The organism is Pseudomonas sp. MG-9 (assembly GCF_018729515.1).
Taxonomy (GTDB): Bacteria; Pseudomonadota; Gammaproteobacteria; order Pseudomonadales; family Pseudomonadaceae; genus Aquipseudomonas; species Aquipseudomonas serboccidentalis.
The window spans coordinates 926,223-941,159 of sequence record NZ_JAHHZH010000001.1 but is presented as its reverse complement, the minus strand read 5'-3'; the positions used below and the strand labels follow the sequence as shown (position 1 = coordinate 941,159).

The window sequence follows — 14,937 nt, the reverse complement described above, 5'->3', positions numbered from 1 at the left end:
GCGGTTTCACTCCCTGCATTGGCCTATTCGTAAAGGTTTCTCCCTCCATGCGTCGAACCCTGCTTTCCATTTGTGTGCTGCAAGCATTGTCGCCTGCCTCATGGGCTGAACAAACGGGGGGATCACCCTCAACCCTCGAGCTGGACGCCACCGATGTTATCGGTACTGCGAATTACGAAAGGGCGGACGGCCCGGTCCAGGGTTATCGGGCGACGCGCTCGGCCAGCGCCACACGCACCGATACGTCGATCCACGAAACCCCGCAATCGATCAGTGTGGTCTCGAAGGATGCAGTCGAGGATCTGGGCGCCACCCGTTTGCAGGACGCGCTGGACTACGCCGGGGGCGTGGGGCGGGCGAACAATTTTGGTGGCCAGGGCCTGACCACGTTTACCGTTCGCGGATTCACCACTGGCGAGTTTTATCGCAATGGTTTTCCGATCAACCGCGGCTATCCGAACATGCCGGATGCCAACACGATTGAGCGCCTCGAAGTGCTGCGCGGCCCGGCCACCATGCTCTATGGTCGGGGTGATCCTGGCGGCACGTTCAACGTGGTTTCCAAACAGCCGTTGCCCGAGCGCACCGTCACCTTGGGCAGCCAACTCAATGATCAGGGCATGAAGCGTGGCACCCTGGACGCTTCCGGTCCGCTCGACGAAGAAGGGCGCCTGGCCTATCGACTGAACGTGGTGGGCGAGGGCGGCGACACCTTCCGCGATCACGTCGAAACCGAGCGCTACGGCATCGCGCCGGTGCTCACCTGGCAGGCAACCGACGCGACCAAGCTGATTTTCGAAGGCGATTTCATGCGTAACAACGCGCCTCTGGATCGAGGCGTGACACGTTATGCGAAGCAGACAGGTACCGCCTCGCGCGACAGTTTTTTCGGCGAGAAAGACGCGGGCAAACTGCATAACGACAACAACATGGCGCAACTGCGTTTCGAGCACATGCTCAACGACGACTGGACGCTGGGGGGCGGCTTCCAGTGGCTTGATGGTTCGCTCAAGGGCAACGCAATCGAGGCCAACGGTATTGCCGCTGACGGTCGCACCCTGGGGCGCAACTTCAACTATCGCAAGCTGGAGTGGACCGACAAGGATACCCAGCTCAATCTGACCGGCCATTTCGATACCGCTGGTTTACAGCACACGTTGCTCACCGGCATCGAGTATGAGGATTACGACTACAAGTCGATCATTCAACGCTCCAGCGGTGCTGTCGGCGCGTACCCGATCGACATCTTCGATCCGGTGTACGGCCAGCCGCGCCCGGCACTCACCCGCACGCCGACTCATGACAAGGAAAACCTCAAGACTTATGCCGCGTTCGTGCAGGATCAGGTGGCACTGACCGACAAACTGAAGGTGCTGGCCGGGGCGCGTTTCGAACGCTTCGAACATGATTACGACACCTATGTGCCCGGCGCCAAGAGCTGGCAGGCGAGTGACAACGCGGTGACCCCACGCATCGGCGTGACCTACGACCTGACCGAGACATTGGCGGTCTATGCCGACACCGCGCGCTCCTTCAAGCCGAACACCGGGGCAAGTCGCCAGGGTGGTGGATTTGCGCCGGAGAAGGGCAAGTCTTACGAAATGGGTATCAAGTGGGAAGCACTGGATCAGCAGTTGAGTGTTGATGCGGCGGTCTATCAGATCGAAAAGCGTAACGTGTTGACCACCGACCCTGTTGATTCGACCTTCAGCGTTGCGGCCGGTGAGGTACGCAGCCGTGGTTTCGACGTCAACGTTGCCGGCAACCTCACGCCCGAATGGCGCGTGATTGGCGGCTACGCCTATGTCGATGCCGAAGTGACCAAGGACAACGTGCTGCGCTCTGGCACGCGGCTACTGAACATCCCGAAAAACAGCTTCAGCTTGCTGAATATGTATGAGTTCCAGGACGGCACCCTCAAGGGATTGGGTCTGGGTACCGGCCTCAAGTACGTCGACGAGCGCGCCGGACAAACCGCCAACACCGCGTTCTCGATGGGCAGCTACACCGTTGTCGACTTGCTCAGCTTTTACAAGATCAATGACAAGGTGCGGCTCAACCTTGACGTGAAAAACCTGTTTGATCGTGATTATGAAGAAGGTGCATTCGGCAACGTTTACGCCTACCCGGGGGCGCCGCGAACCGTGCAAGTGGGTGTTTCCTACACCTTGTAAAAGGGAGGAAGGCAAATCTCACGCGCCAGAAATGAGACAGCCCTGAGTATTCGGGGCTGTCTCATAGTTACTCCGTAACAGCGACGGTTTTACATCCCCGTAGAAAACTCAGGTGGGTGTTTGATTGAAGGTCGTATCGTGCGCAAGGCATCATCGTACTGACAAAGTAAATGCAAAGCCCAGTCGGTACGTGTGCGGATGCGAATATCATTTTCGTCTGAGGGAATTTCGCCATTCAACATCGATTCAACATTTCTTATGATGAGTTGTTCAGGCAAATACAGGATCCGGCTGTTTTTGTAGCTTGAAGCACGCAATTCAGTCATTGGATAGGCTCCCCCGAGCCCAGCCGAAACCCCCACCAGGAGCGCTGGCTTGTGTCCAAGTTCGCCGAGTCCCGCGTATAAAAAGAAATTTTTCAGCGCCGGGCAAGCCATGCCATTCCACTCCGGGCTGATCACGATCAGTGCGGTTGCTTTTTTGAGGATGGATTGCTGGACACTCCAGATTCCATCAATGTCTTCTTCTGGCCACAGCGGTAGCCGACTAGAAGCCAGGTTCAGCAGTTCGCCTGAATCACAAAGACCAAGTAGCTCTAATCGGTCGCGCAAATATTTAGCGACTTTGAGTGATTGGCTGTTTGCTCTATTCGATCCAGACAGCAGAACGATATGACGGCTCATTGCGCCACCTTCTGTTTAGCGTTGTGTGCTTTGGGGGCGACGCGGCGTGAACGCACGATGGGCCAGAACAACTCTTCTTTCCAGCTGATCGGCGACAAGTGTTCGATACCGTATAAGGGCGGGCGCCGGCGGGTAATTTTGGCCGTTCCGAACAGGATGTCCCAGAAGAACAACAGGTTGCCGAAGTTGCCCTTGTAATGCGTGACACCATCCTCGGCAGTCAAGCCGTGATGGGCTGAATGAGTGGAGGGGGTGGAGATCGTTCGCTCCAGAACCCAGACAACAGGACGCAACACACGGATGCCATACAGTTTGTCATCCCACGCAACGCTGCTGTGCGCTGCGAAGATGACGATCATCTTCAGGATCAGATAAACATAGTAAATATGCGCAAGCCCTAGATAGATCAGTATGCCGGACAGCCAGATGCTGGGCATCAGCATGTAGTAGAAGCTGTTGTTTCGATAAACGATGCGGACACTCATGTACGGCGCGGAGTGGTGAGCGCGGTGCAGCGCATAAAGTGCCGGGACCCGATGTGTCAGTCGATGCCACCAGTATTGAGTCATGTCATCCAGTACTAGAAACAACACGAACCCTGCGACCCAGGGAATGGTGGCCAGGGCGCCTTTCATTTCCGGAACAGCCAGGCTCATGATTTTTCCACTGAGCCACATGACACTGGGGAACGTGATTGCAACCAGGATCCCGGAGCCTATGACTTCGATCAGTACATCGCGCTTCCCGCTCGACGGCTGTCGGAGCGAAGAACACGCGAGTTCCAGCAAGATGAAGGCAAGAAATATCCCGGCCACTATGACGGAAGGATTGTTGACGAGCATTATTGTATTCATGGCACTCTCGATTCAGGCCCCTGCGGGCAATGCCATTTCATTAGAAGCCAACGAGTAAGCCATCCCAATGCGCGAAACGGACAAAATTGAGCGAGAACAGGCCAATCGTTTCCCCCAGCGCTTTCACCGCGGCAAATTGGGCCAGGTGCTGGAGCGTTTCCTGGATAGCCAGGCCTTGAGAGAAAACAGCGATTACAGCCTGATCGAGCTGGATCAGCTTTGGCGCGAGGCGGCGCGCATCGACCCGGCGATCGGGTTGAAACTGTTCACGCTATTCACGCCTCAGGACTGGCATGTTCTGGCCTATCTGTGCTTGTACAGCCCCGACGTTTTATCCTCCATGAAGCTTTGGGCCCGCTACGCGCGGCTTGCGTCAGACACGGACACGGTGCGACTGCTCAATGATGAAAACGGCGTCGGCATCGAGCTGTGCGTCGATGCGCCCAGTGAGCTGGCGCGCTATGTCATTGAGCACTACGGCGCAATGTCCATCGCACAGATGCGGCGGGGAACAGGGCAGATGGTGCAGCCGGTCCTGGCAAGATTTACTCACTCACGTCCGTCGTATTACAAGCAATACACCCAATGGTTTGGGGGCCATGTCGAGTTTGACTGCCCGATTAACTGCTTCTATTTCGATGCTCGAAGCTTGAGCCTGCCGATGCAGACTCATCATCACGGGATGCTTGAGTTATTGACCCAGGAACTGGATCGACGGATCGCCGCGCATCGGAATTTCAGCGGTTGGTCAGCCAAGGTCGCTGAAGGCGCGCGACGCTCTCTAGCGAGAGGTGAAACGCCCAATCTGGACCCTCTGGCGAAGGCGCTGCACCAGACGCCAAGGACCTTACGCAGACGACTGGAAGAGGAAGGTACAACCTTCAGGCAATTGCTCGATCAGATTCGCGCAGAATTGGAACTGCATCTTGAATTACAAGGAGAGTCGTTAACGGAGATTGCAGCTCAACTAGGCTACAGCGATTTGACGGCGTATCTCCACGCCCGAAGTCGATGGCGTGACAGGAAGTAATGTAGCGGGCCCGCATTTTTCGGAACGACAGCGTTACCTCACAAATCACCTCATCCCATGCCAGTAATTTCCCGGAGCAGTGGCATATCGTGTTCTTTACCTGATATCAAAGCGCATTGAAGCCATCGACGAGAGCTTCCCCAAGGGTAGATTTGGTTCGTCTTCTGCCGCTCATTACCAGGAAGGCGTATCGGACAATGGGATGATCCGAAGCTGTCGAGCCTGGCGTTTGCGCAGTGACATCCGGCTAGCCGATCTGCTCCATATCGGCAAGTTGGACTTGATCTCTACCACTTGCTTTTGCACGGTACATCGCGGTATCGGCACGTCGAATGAAGGCGTCAAACGATTCTGATGGAATCCACGTCGCAACGCCGAAGCTACAAGTCACCTGTCCAACTTCATCGAATGGCAGGGTGCTTATCAGAGCTCGAAGCTTTTCGGCTAGCAGTCTTGTGTTATTCAGTTCGGTGTCGGGGCAGATCAATGCAAACTCTTCTCCGCCGGTTCTGCACAGTAGATCGGTTTTGCGTGTTGCCGAACGTATCCGTGCGCACAACGACTTCAGAACGTTATCGCCGCACTGATGGCCCCAGCGGTCGTTGATCTGTTTGAAGTGATCGACGTCAAACATGATCAGCGACAGAGGGCGGTATTGCACGTTAGCCTCGATGAGCAGGCGTTCCATCAACTCTTCGAAGTATCGGCGGTTATAGACTCCGGTCAGGTGATCGGTAATGTTCAACAAGCGCAAGTCTTGCGTGCGTTCATCAACCAGCGAGAGCGCGCGGGCGCGCTGCGTAATCAGCAAGTACACCATCAGGGTCAGCAGCAGCGTCAATCCCGCACCGAACACGATAATCAGGCTGATGGACAGGGTGTAGCTGTTGGCGACCAGAAAGGTTGTGCTGGGTCTGAACCGGATCAAGTAATTTTGGTCGGCTACTTTCAGCAGCCGCTGCGCGTACAGCGCTGAAGGGGCAGCAGGGGCCGAACTCTGATAAATGTTTTCCCCTTGATGCTGCGTGTCGATCAATGAAAGCGTCACGTTCAGTCGTTGCAGACTTGGCAATGGAATGCCTTGTTCCATCAAAGAAGCCAGGCGTACGGTGGAGACAACGAACCCCTGCAAATTATCATCGCTCAATGGAACCCCAGAGAGCTCCTGGAATACAGGTGCGACAAAGAAAATTCCCGACTGCCCATTGGTCATTTTCAATGGTTGCGACACAACGATCTGACGTGTTTCTCGTGCCTTGCTCATCAAGGCCTGGCGACCCGGGCGAGCCAGAACATCCATGCCGGGTATGATCTTTACGTCATCGCGCTTCAATAAGTAGAGCAATATCCAGTGTTCGGGCCGGCGGGTGAGGGGGACTCTTTCGCCAGTGTCGGGATTGATTTCATGGTATGAAAAATCGCTGGTGCCGTTGCGAAGCGCCTTGGCGCGGAACGCTTGGAGATCCTTCTCGAGAATCCTTGATACCCAGCTATAGGCTTCGTCCTCTCCAACCAGAGGCGTAACGAATCCCAGAAACTCTTTTTCAGTGACATCGTCAGCGTTGATAAAGAAACGCCTCACAACGTCCAGTTTCAAGACCTGGGTATTGAAGCGTCGTTGCAGGCGACTGAATCTTTCGTCGACCTCCAGTTGGAACGCAACGTTAACGGTACGTTGCTCCGACCTTACGAACAGGATCAGCACCAAGAACGTGACGGCCACCCCAGCCAGGCACACCAGACCGCAAAGAGCCACGTCTGATGCTTTGAGTGCGTTCTGACGAGTAGACATCATTTTGTGTTCCTTGCTCATCGCCAAAAACAGTGTGCAGTGACCTTGAGTGCTTTTGGAGTATCGGCACGCTTGTCGTTATCTTTATAAATCAGGCGTTACCGCAAGGGGCTTTATATGAAGTCTCGGGCACTAACGTGAAGGGCCGGATTTTCACGGTCCAGAAAGCGCTGCCGCTGATGGGGCGGGGTGGTTCAATCATCCTGTCCGGATCCAGCGCCGGCACCACGCGCGCACGAGCATTCATTGTCTCGGTCTGGCAATGCGGGCTAAAACTTTCCGCTTGATTCATAAGATAAAGTGATAGGTGCCGAACATCGGTCTAAACTCTGAGCCTCAATTGTGCTCCGCAGCGAGGCTAGCGTGCCATGCAGTCCACCCTCAAACTGCTCGTTCAGCCCACCCAATATATGTTCTTCACTGGCAAGGGCGGGGTTGGCAAAACGTCGGTTTCCACAGCGGTATCAATCGCCTTGGCTGATTCAGGCAAGAAGGTGCTGCTGGTTAGCACAGACGCGGCCTCGAACCTTGATGAGATGCTCAATGTCGAGCTGAGCAATCAGCCTGTCGCGGTGCCGAATGTGCCTGGAATGTTCGTGCTCAACATCGACCCCGGGACCGCTGCCATCGACTACCGGGCCCGGGTGGTCGAGCAAATGGGCCCCCAGGCCAGCGATCAAGATATTGCGCTGGTGCGTGAGCAACTCTCGGGAGCATGTACGACCGAAATCGCAACTTTTGATGAGTTCTCCCACCTCCTGTCACAGGGCGGCGCGGCCTATGATCATGTTGTGTTCGATACCGCCCCCACGGGGCACACGCTCAGGCTGTTGAGCCTGCCCAAAGCGTGGAGCGGATTTCTGGAAGGCAATGATCGCGGCGCGTCATGCCTGGGGCCGCACTCGGGGTTGAAAATGCAGGAGCAACTTTTCAATCAGGCGTTGGCGGCGCTCAACAATCCAGCCCTGACCACCGTCGTGCTAGTGGCTCGACCGGACAAAGGCGCACTGGGCGAGGCCGCGCGTTCCTCCGATGAACTCCGTGAGCTGGGTCTGGAAAATCAGCGTTTAGTGGTGAACGCTGTGTTCAAACGCAGCGACTTGAATGACCCGATCGCAGCCGCCATCGAAGCGATCGGCCAGCAAGCGCTCGACGAGATGCCCACGTCGCTGCGCCAGCTTTCAACTGACTACATTTCGCTCAAGGCCATAGATTCCGTTGGCTTGCCCGCGCTCCGCGGTCTGCTTTCCCCGGAACTTGCCAGGCCAACAACGACTGCACCACAAGCACGCTCACCCTTGGAACATCACACGCTCTCGGAACTGGTTGCCGAGCTTGCGAATGACGAGCGCGGGTTGATCATGGTCATGGGCAAAGGGGGAGTAGGCAAAACCACCATTGCCGCCGCCATCGCACTTGGCCTGGTGCAGCACGGCAAGTCCGTGCATTTGAGCACGACGGACCCTGCGGCGCATCTGACGATGACCCTCAACGCCGATGTTCAAGGGCTCAGCGTCGGCCGCATCGACCCGAAGGTCGAAACCCAAAAATACGTCGACAAGATCGTGGCTTCCCGCGCTTCGGCCCTGACGGAAGATGAAATAGCCTTGCTTATCGAGGATCTGCGCTCGCCCTGTACCGAAGAGGTCGCTGTGTTCCACGCTTTCTCCCGCGTGGTTTCTCAAGCCAGAACCTCGTTCGTGGTGCTGGACACCGCTCCCACAGGGCATTCGCTGTTATTGATGGATGCCACAGGCGCCTATCACCGTCAGATGCTTCGAGAATTCAAAGGCCAAGCCTCGGACCATATCGTCACGCCATTGATGCGCCTGCAAGATGCGGACTACACCAAAATCATTCTCGTGACGCTGCCCGAAGCCACACCCGTGTCTCAGGCCGCAGCGCTGCAGGATGACTTGCGCAGAGCCAGCATCGAACCGTTTGCCTGGGTGGTCAATAAGTCGCTATTGGCCACAGACACCACCGATCCGCTGCTGCGAGCGCGTCTGGATAGTGAGCAAAAACAGATGAATCGAGTCGCGGAGCAAACCAGCCATGCTGTCATTTTGGTGCCCTGGGCCGCGGAGCCGCCTGTTGGCGTCGCTGCGCTAAAGCACCTGCTGGATTGATGCGCCAGCCACCCACCACGGGCACCTTCAGGCACCCGCAAGCGTGCAATGGTGGTCGCTCAGCAACGGTTACAGGTTTTGATCCCTAGCACTGTATAGACGGGGCAGAAACGGAAGATGCCAGTGGCCAGCGGCACTAAACCTATCCAACCCCACACGCCGATCACACCGGACAGACTGAGGCCAATGAGAAGCAGACCGGCGATAATGCGCAGGCTACGGTCAATGGTTCCGATGTTCGCTTTCATGGCAATCTCCCGATCAATGGCTGCGCCGGGTCTCCAGCGCAGTAAACAACAACATGCCGGCCAGCATGGCCAATATGAATACGATCACTTGCCAGTGTCCTGTCAGCAAAATTGCCACTGCGGGGCCCGGACAGATGCCGGCGATGCCCCAACCGATGCCGAACAACAGGCTCCCGCCAATCAATCGCGGGTCCAACTCACGCTTGATCGGTAGCTGCATTGGCCTTCCCAGCACCGAACTGGATTGTTGTCGCGCCCAGGTTAGCGGGCCAAAGGCCACGCCAATTGCGCCGACCATGACCAGCGCCAAGGAAGGGTCCCAGGCACCGGTTAGATCCAGGAAAGCGAGTACTTTGCTCGGGTTGGCCATGCCGGCCAGAAGCAAGCCCAGGCCGAACAGCAGGCCAGCAATGAACGCGGTCAGTCTGGTCATGTTCACCCCCCCATCAGATGACGCAAGACAAACACCGTGACGAAACCACTGAACATGAAACACACAGTGGCGACCATCGATCGCGGCGAAAGGCGCGATATGCCGCAAACGCCATGACCACTGGTGCAACCTGATCCGTATCGTGTGCCGATGCCCACCAATACACCGGCGACGATCAGTCCGAACCAGCCACTTTTGAACTCAATGTGTGGCAGCGTGCCGAACACTCCCCACAGAAGCGGCGCGATAAGCAGACCCAGGAGAAAAAGTGCCTTCTCATTTCTCCCCTCGCTCCCGCGCTGTAAAACACTGCCGATGAGGCCACTGATGCCTGCGATACGTCCATTGGCGACCACGAACAGACTGGCCGCCAGGCCTATCAAAGCGCCACCGGCAAGGGAGGACCAGGGAGTGAAGTTGAGCCAGTCGACATTCATGAAGTTTCTCCGGCGAAAAATTGTTGGTAACGGGTTTGGAGGGTTGCCAATGCTGCGTGACGACTGATGCGATAGAACACCTGCTTTACGTCACGGCAGCTCATGTACATGACTAAACGGCTTTCACCAGCAAGGCCACCGCCACCACCATGGAAACCGCGGCGAAGCCTCTTTGTAAGTGTGGCCCCGCCAGCCGGGCCGCAATCAGACGCCCACCGAGCATTCCGACCAGTGCGCCAGTGGAAAACGGAATGGCGACTGCCCACTGCAAGTGCCCGGCTGCGGAGCTTGCCGCAACGCCGGAAATTGAAACCAGCGCAATAACGGCAAGTGACGTCGCAAGCACTGACTGCGCTGTCAAATTGGTGTATCGCTGGAGCGCCGGCACCATCACAAAGCCACCGCCCACACCGAGCAAACCCGAAAGCCCGCCCGCGACAACGCCAGAGACGGCGAGTGCCCACGCACACGGACGCGTCCAGTTAAGCTTTCCCCGGTTCACGTCCAATAGACAAGGCGGCGGTTTGGATGTGACGGGGGGCTTTGACTCCGTGGAGGGAGGGAGCGATCGTTGATATACCCGAAATGCAACGTACATCAGCACGAAGGCAAACATGATCGTCAACGGACGGTTAGGCGTGCGCTGTGCCAGCCAAAGGCCAAGGGGTGAACACACGATCCCCGCTCCTGCAATCAGAAGCGCGGCTTTATAACGGACGGTGCCGTTTTTGAGCCCCATTACGGCACCCAGGGTCGCGGCCAGACCGACAGCCAGTAAACCGATTGGCCCTGCCTCGGCTATGCTCAACCCCACTCCGAATACCAGTAAAGGAACAGCCAGTATTCCTCCTCCGGCACCGGTCAGAGCCAGGATGACCCCGACAGTAAGCCCGAGCAGTAAGACAACGATCATCTCAGTCTCCTTGCTTTCACGCCGGATTTCATACGTCGGCCATCTCAGGCTTCGCCATCCACTCATGGCCCTTGAGCATTCCCTTCCAATACAGCGGTGGAAGAATCCGCTCTTTGAGCAGCCATGCCAGCCGCGATGGCCGGGTACCGTCAATCAGCCAGGATGGAAAGCTGGGGGCGACCTTGCCGCCATAGGTGAACTCAGCCAGTACGATCTTGCCGCGTTCAACCGTCAGCGGGCAGGAGCCGTAACCGTCGTAATGGGCGCTGCCTTTTGCTTTACCCATTGCCGCCAACACGTTATGGGCAACGACGGGCGCCTGCTTGCGTGCTGCTGCCGCGGTTTTGGCGTTGCTGGTATTGATGGCGTCTCCCAATGCATGAATATTGACCCAGGTCTTATGGCGCAACGTGGCAGGATCGGCATCGATCCAGCCAGCCGCGTCAGCGAGAGGGCTGACCCGAACGAAATCCGGCGCAATCTGCGGTGGCACCACATGAAGGAGATCAAAGTCGCGCGTAACACGTTGGGAGCTGCCATCCGGATTCACGCAGTTGAACGTTGCAGTCCGTGCGGGTCCATTCACGCTGGTGAGTGTGTTGCCGAAATTCAGGTCGATACCATAGGCCGTGATGTATTCCATCAGTGCGGGAACATAGTCGGGAACCCCGAACAGCACCGCGCCGGCGCTGCAAAACTCGATCTCGACGTTGTCCAGTACACCGGTACGTTTCCAGTGATCGGCAGACAGGTACATTGCTTTTTGCGGTGCCCCGGCACATTTGATTGGCATGGGCGGTTGCGTGAAAACTGCACGGCCACCACGCAGTTGCTGCACCAGTTCCCACGTATAAGGCGCAAGGTGATACAGGTAATTTGAAGTCACGCCGTTGCGGCCCAGGGTGTCCGACAAACCCTCGATGGCATGCCAATCGAGCTTCAGGCCAGGACACACGACCAGTTGCTCGTATTTGACGACTCTGCATCCATCAAGAATGACGGCATTTCTCTCGGGTTCGAAAGCGGCGACCGCCGACTTGATCCAATGCACACCGCGGGGGATGGTCGTGCCCATTGTGCGCGCAGTTTGCGGCGCATCGAAGACTCCACAGCCGACAAGTGTCCAGCCAGGCTGGTAGTAGTGCACATCTGCCGGGTCGATGATGGCAACGTCGAGCCCAGGATCTCGCGCCAATAAACTGGATGCAGTCGCGATACCTGCCGCACCGCCTCCGATGATGACCACGGTATGCTGCGCCTCAGCCACTTCGACGGGCGTACGTCCCTGATTGGCAATCCGGCGAATGACGCCTTTCATATCGAACCCGGCTTTTTTCGCCGTCTCGACGATGTGTGGCAGGGATTGTTTACCCGCTTGTGAAAGTGCCCACATCGTTGTCGAGCGCATGCCGGAACGGCAATAGGCCAACACCGGTTTTGGAAGCGATTCAAGAAGCTTGCCGAAGGCGATACCTTGTTCGTCGGTGACTTTGCCTGATTCCGCAGGAAGGTAGTGCGCTTCGATGCCGACGGCTTCGGCGGCTCGTTTGATTTCGGCAAACAAGGGTTGATCACTGCCTTCGCCATCGGGACGGTTACACACGACGGTACGAAAGCCGGCCTCTTTCAGTTCGGCCAATTGGTTGGGAAAAATCTGTTCGGATACCGACAGTCCAGGCGCAAGGGGGCGAATGTCCATAAGTGACTCCGTTATGGGTTTTTTCTTATGTGTAATTTGGGGAAGGCAACGTCAGGCGACGTTGAGCGGGATTTTCAGGTAGCGCGTCCCGTTCGATTCGGGCTCAGGCAAGTGCCCGGCGCGCATGTTGACCTGAACCGAAGGCAGGATCAGCGTCGGCATTTCCAACGATGCATCGCGCTTTGTGCGCATCGCCACGAACTCCTCCTCACTGATGCCATTACGCACGTGAACGTTGTGCGCGCGCTGGTCGGCCACGGTACTGACGAATTGCACCTCGCGCCCACCTGGCTGGTAGTCGTGGCACATGTAAAGCAACGTATTGGCCGGAAGGCTCAGCACCTTGTTAATTGACTGGAACAGCGTGCGGGCATTTCCACCGGGAAAGTCACAGCGTGCAGTACCGTAGTCAGGCATAAACAAGGTGTCACCGACGAATGCAGCCGTTTCGGTTCCATCGCTGATCACATAAGTCATGCAGGCGGGTGTATGGCCCGGTGTATGGAGCGCGTGACATTGCAGCGAGCCAATGGCAAACGGTTCGTCATTGACGAACAGGTGATCGAACTGACTTCCGTCGCGGGGCATATCGCCAGCCGTATTGAACAGCGTGCCAAACACTTCCTGCACCGTGGAAATCTGGCTGCCGATGCCTATTTGTCCACCGAGCTTTTCCTTCAGATAGGGCGCTGCCGTGAGATGGTCCGCGTGGACGTGGGTCTCGAGAATCCAGTCGACCCTCGCATTGAGTTCGTTCACCCTCGCAATCAACTTGTCGGCAGACGTTGTGGCGGTGTGGCCGGACTTAGGGTCGTAATCAAGTACGCTGTCGATTAACGCGCAGTGGTGGGTAGCCTCATCCAGCACAAGATAGCTGACGGTATTGGTAGCAGAATCGAAGAATCCTTCGACGTGAAGTTTGACGCTCATGACCTGTCTCCTTAGGGGCTTTTACCAAGCCGCTCACACTAAGGACTGACATAGCAATAAGCCTGCCAGGCTAGAGTTGTACAGAGTCAGGATCATATCTATATGATTTTATTGGTTTAATTTTCTATAAGTGGTTTTGTTTTTTCTGCATCATCCTTGATTTACTGCCATTGGCAGTCCGTATTGACAGCGGTGGCAGTGCCATAACAGGATGGACGGATTCTCAGGAGCCACGATGAAGACTATCCTGCCCATCCCAAGCAATTCACTTCCGCACTCGGATCAAGTGCAGTCACTTGTTTCGTTTCTTGAGCACGAACCCCAGCCGATGATCGTGCTCGATCCGGACTACAATATTCTGGCTGCCAATACGGCCTATCAGCGTCAGTTTGGCAGCGCTGATAAACCTTTTATCGGCCATAAGTGTTATCAAATCTCGCACCATTACGACGTACCGTGTGATCAGGCGGGTGAGAACTGCCCGATGAAAAAGGCGCAGGAAATGCGCGGACCGGATCGCGTTTTGCACATTCACCACACACCTCGGGGCCCCGAGCATGTCGACGTTGAATTGCGTCCGATTCTAGACGAGCACGGAGTTATAACCGCCTATGTGGAGCGTCTCACCCTGGTCCGCAGCGCCTCAGCGCGACCCAGCAACGAAGGCTTGGTTGGTTGTTCACCAGCCTTTAACCGTGCCCTTTCGGAGCTGCAGCGGGTCGCACCATCAATGCTGCCAGTGCTGCTGCTGGGCGAGTCCGGTACGGGCAAAGAGCTGTTCGCCCGTGCGGTACATGAAACCAGCGACCGGGCCACTGGACCCTTTGTCGTCGTTGATTGCTCTGGATTGACCGAAACGTTATTTGAGAGCGAACTGTTCGGTCATGAAAAAGGAGCATTTACCGGTGCGACTACGCGTAAGCCTGGCCTGGTTGAAACGGCCCAAGGCGGCACGTTGTTTCTCGATGAGATTGGCGATGTTCCGTTGGCCATGCAGGTGAAACTGTTGCGCCTGATCGAATCGGGCACCTATCGCCGTGTGGGCGGTGTCGAGACGCTACATGCCAACTTCCGGTTAATTGCGGCGACCCACAAACCCCTGGAAAAAATGATGGAGAAGGGCGAGTTCAGGCAGGACCTGTACTACCGCATCAGCGCCTTTCCAATCCAATTGCCGCCGTTGCGCAACCGCGTTGAAGACATTGGTTTGCTGGTGGATTCATTTCTGCAACGTGCCGGTACAGGTAAGCGTCGGCTAACGATAGATGCGGATGCTCTGGCGCAATTACAGCGGTTTTCCTGGCCTGGAAATATCCGTGAATTACGCAATGTTCTGGAAAGAGCCAGTCTGTTCGCTGACGATGGTGTGATCCGCTCCATACATTTGCCCCAGGCATCCGTGCTGGCATCTGCTCATGCCTCTCCTTCAACTCCGTTCGACGGCAGCTCGCTGGTACAGGCACTGGCTACTTTCAAAGGTACCCGCGGTGAGTTGGCCAAGCATCTGGGAATTAGCGAACGAACGCTGTACAGGCGCCTGAAAGAGCAGGGGCTGGCCTAGTAGCCAGCGCTCATGCCACAAGTCTGCCAATGACTGCCAGCCCCTGGCAGATTG

General features: G+C 56.4%; 13 protein-coding genes and 1 pseudogene. 5 read left to right on the top strand and 9 right to left on the bottom strand.

Features of this window, described 5'->3' with window-relative positions:
* The first annotated feature begins 47 nt into the window (after positions 1 to 47).
* On the top strand, positions 48 to 2,174 hold the full coding sequence (locus tag KKQ10_RS04270) for a TonB-dependent siderophore receptor (RefSeq protein ID WP_127646870.1): 2,127 nt from the start codon (positions 48 to 50) through the stop codon (positions 2,172 to 2,174).
* An 89-nt stretch (positions 2,175 to 2,263) separates the two neighbouring features.
* Here KKQ10_RS04270 and KKQ10_RS04265 read toward each other — a convergent pair whose 3' ends face one another.
* A complete protein-coding gene (locus KKQ10_RS04265) occupies positions 2,264 to 2,857 on the bottom strand; it encodes an NADPH-dependent FMN reductase (RefSeq protein WP_215500310.1) in 594 nt (197 codons plus the stop codon).
* Positions 2,854 to 3,711, bottom strand: coding sequence for a sterol desaturase family protein (locus tag KKQ10_RS04260; protein ID WP_215500309.1), 858 nt, complete (start codon positions 3,709 to 3,711; stop codon positions 2,854 to 2,856). Before KKQ10_RS04260 ends, KKQ10_RS04265 begins: the two co-directional genes overlap by 4 nt.
* Positions 3,712 to 3,778: 67 nt before the next feature.
* On the opposite strand from KKQ10_RS04260, the gene KKQ10_RS04255 reads away from it, so the two are divergent.
* The gene (locus KKQ10_RS04255) at positions 3,779 to 4,741 is read left to right on the top strand and encodes an AraC family transcriptional regulator (protein WP_215500308.1); all 963 of its coding nucleotides are present in this window, start codon (positions 3,779 to 3,781) and stop codon (positions 4,739 to 4,741) included.
* 247 nt (positions 4,742 to 4,988) lie between these two features.
* On the opposite strand, the gene KKQ10_RS04250 is transcribed toward KKQ10_RS04255, so the two are convergent.
* Complete coding sequence (locus tag KKQ10_RS04250; protein WP_215500307.1) at positions 4,989 to 6,536, bottom strand: diguanylate cyclase; 1,548 nt, start codon at positions 6,534 to 6,536, stop codon at positions 4,989 to 4,991.
* 128 nt (positions 6,537 to 6,664) lie between these two features.
* Here KKQ10_RS04250 and KKQ10_RS04245 point away from each other — a divergent pair.
* Positions 6,665 to 6,778, top strand: a pseudogene (locus KKQ10_RS04245) (oxidoreductase); the annotation flags it as partial.
* 123 nt (positions 6,779 to 6,901) lie between these two features.
* Positions 6,902 to 8,662 (top strand): arsenical pump-driving ATPase, encoded by a 1,761-nt coding sequence (gene arsA, locus KKQ10_RS04240; RefSeq protein ID WP_215500306.1) that lies wholly within the window; start codon positions 6,902 to 6,904, stop codon positions 8,660 to 8,662.
* Positions 8,663 to 8,721: 59 nt separating this feature from the next.
* Here arsA and KKQ10_RS04235 read toward each other — a convergent pair whose 3' ends face one another.
* The 6 genes from KKQ10_RS04235 to KKQ10_RS04210 all read right to left on the bottom strand — a co-directional run bounded on the left by KKQ10_RS04235 (position 8,722) and on the right by KKQ10_RS04210 (position 13,322).
* The gene (locus KKQ10_RS04235) at positions 8,722 to 8,910 is read right to left on the bottom strand and encodes a YgaP family membrane protein (RefSeq protein ID WP_127646882.1); all 189 of its coding nucleotides are present in this window, start codon (positions 8,908 to 8,910) and stop codon (positions 8,722 to 8,724) included.
* Between the two features lie 13 nt (positions 8,911 to 8,923).
* Entirely contained in the window at positions 8,924 to 9,343 is a 420-nt protein-coding gene (locus KKQ10_RS04230) for a DUF6691 family protein (RefSeq protein WP_215500305.1), read from the bottom strand.
* Positions 9,344 to 9,345: 2 nt separating this feature from the next.
* Complete coding sequence (locus tag KKQ10_RS04225) at positions 9,346 to 9,780, bottom strand: YeeE/YedE family protein (protein ID WP_127646885.1); 435 nt, start codon at positions 9,778 to 9,780, stop codon at positions 9,346 to 9,348.
* A 112-nt stretch (positions 9,781 to 9,892) separates the two neighbouring features.
* On the bottom strand, positions 9,893 to 10,693 hold the full coding sequence (locus tag KKQ10_RS04220) for a sulfite exporter TauE/SafE family protein (RefSeq protein WP_215500304.1): 801 nt from the start codon (positions 10,691 to 10,693) through the stop codon (positions 9,893 to 9,895).
* Positions 10,694 to 10,721: 28 nt separating this feature from the next.
* Positions 10,722 to 12,392, bottom strand: a complete 1,671-nt coding sequence (locus KKQ10_RS04215; protein WP_215500303.1) for a bifunctional protein tyrosine phosphatase family protein/NAD(P)/FAD-dependent oxidoreductase — start codon at positions 12,390 to 12,392, stop codon at positions 10,722 to 10,724.
* A 51-nt stretch (positions 12,393 to 12,443) separates the two neighbouring features.
* The gene (locus KKQ10_RS04210) at positions 12,444 to 13,322 is read right to left on the bottom strand and encodes an MBL fold metallo-hydrolase (RefSeq protein ID WP_215500302.1); all 879 of its coding nucleotides are present in this window, start codon (positions 13,320 to 13,322) and stop codon (positions 12,444 to 12,446) included.
* A gap of 235 nt (positions 13,323 to 13,557) precedes the next feature.
* Here KKQ10_RS04210 and KKQ10_RS04205 point away from each other — a divergent pair, with 235 nt between their 5' ends.
* Positions 13,558 to 14,883 (top strand): sigma-54 interaction domain-containing protein, encoded by a 1,326-nt coding sequence (locus KKQ10_RS04205; RefSeq protein WP_215500301.1) that lies wholly within the window; start codon positions 13,558 to 13,560, stop codon positions 14,881 to 14,883.
* The last annotated feature ends 54 nt before the right edge of the window (positions 14,884 to 14,937 follow it).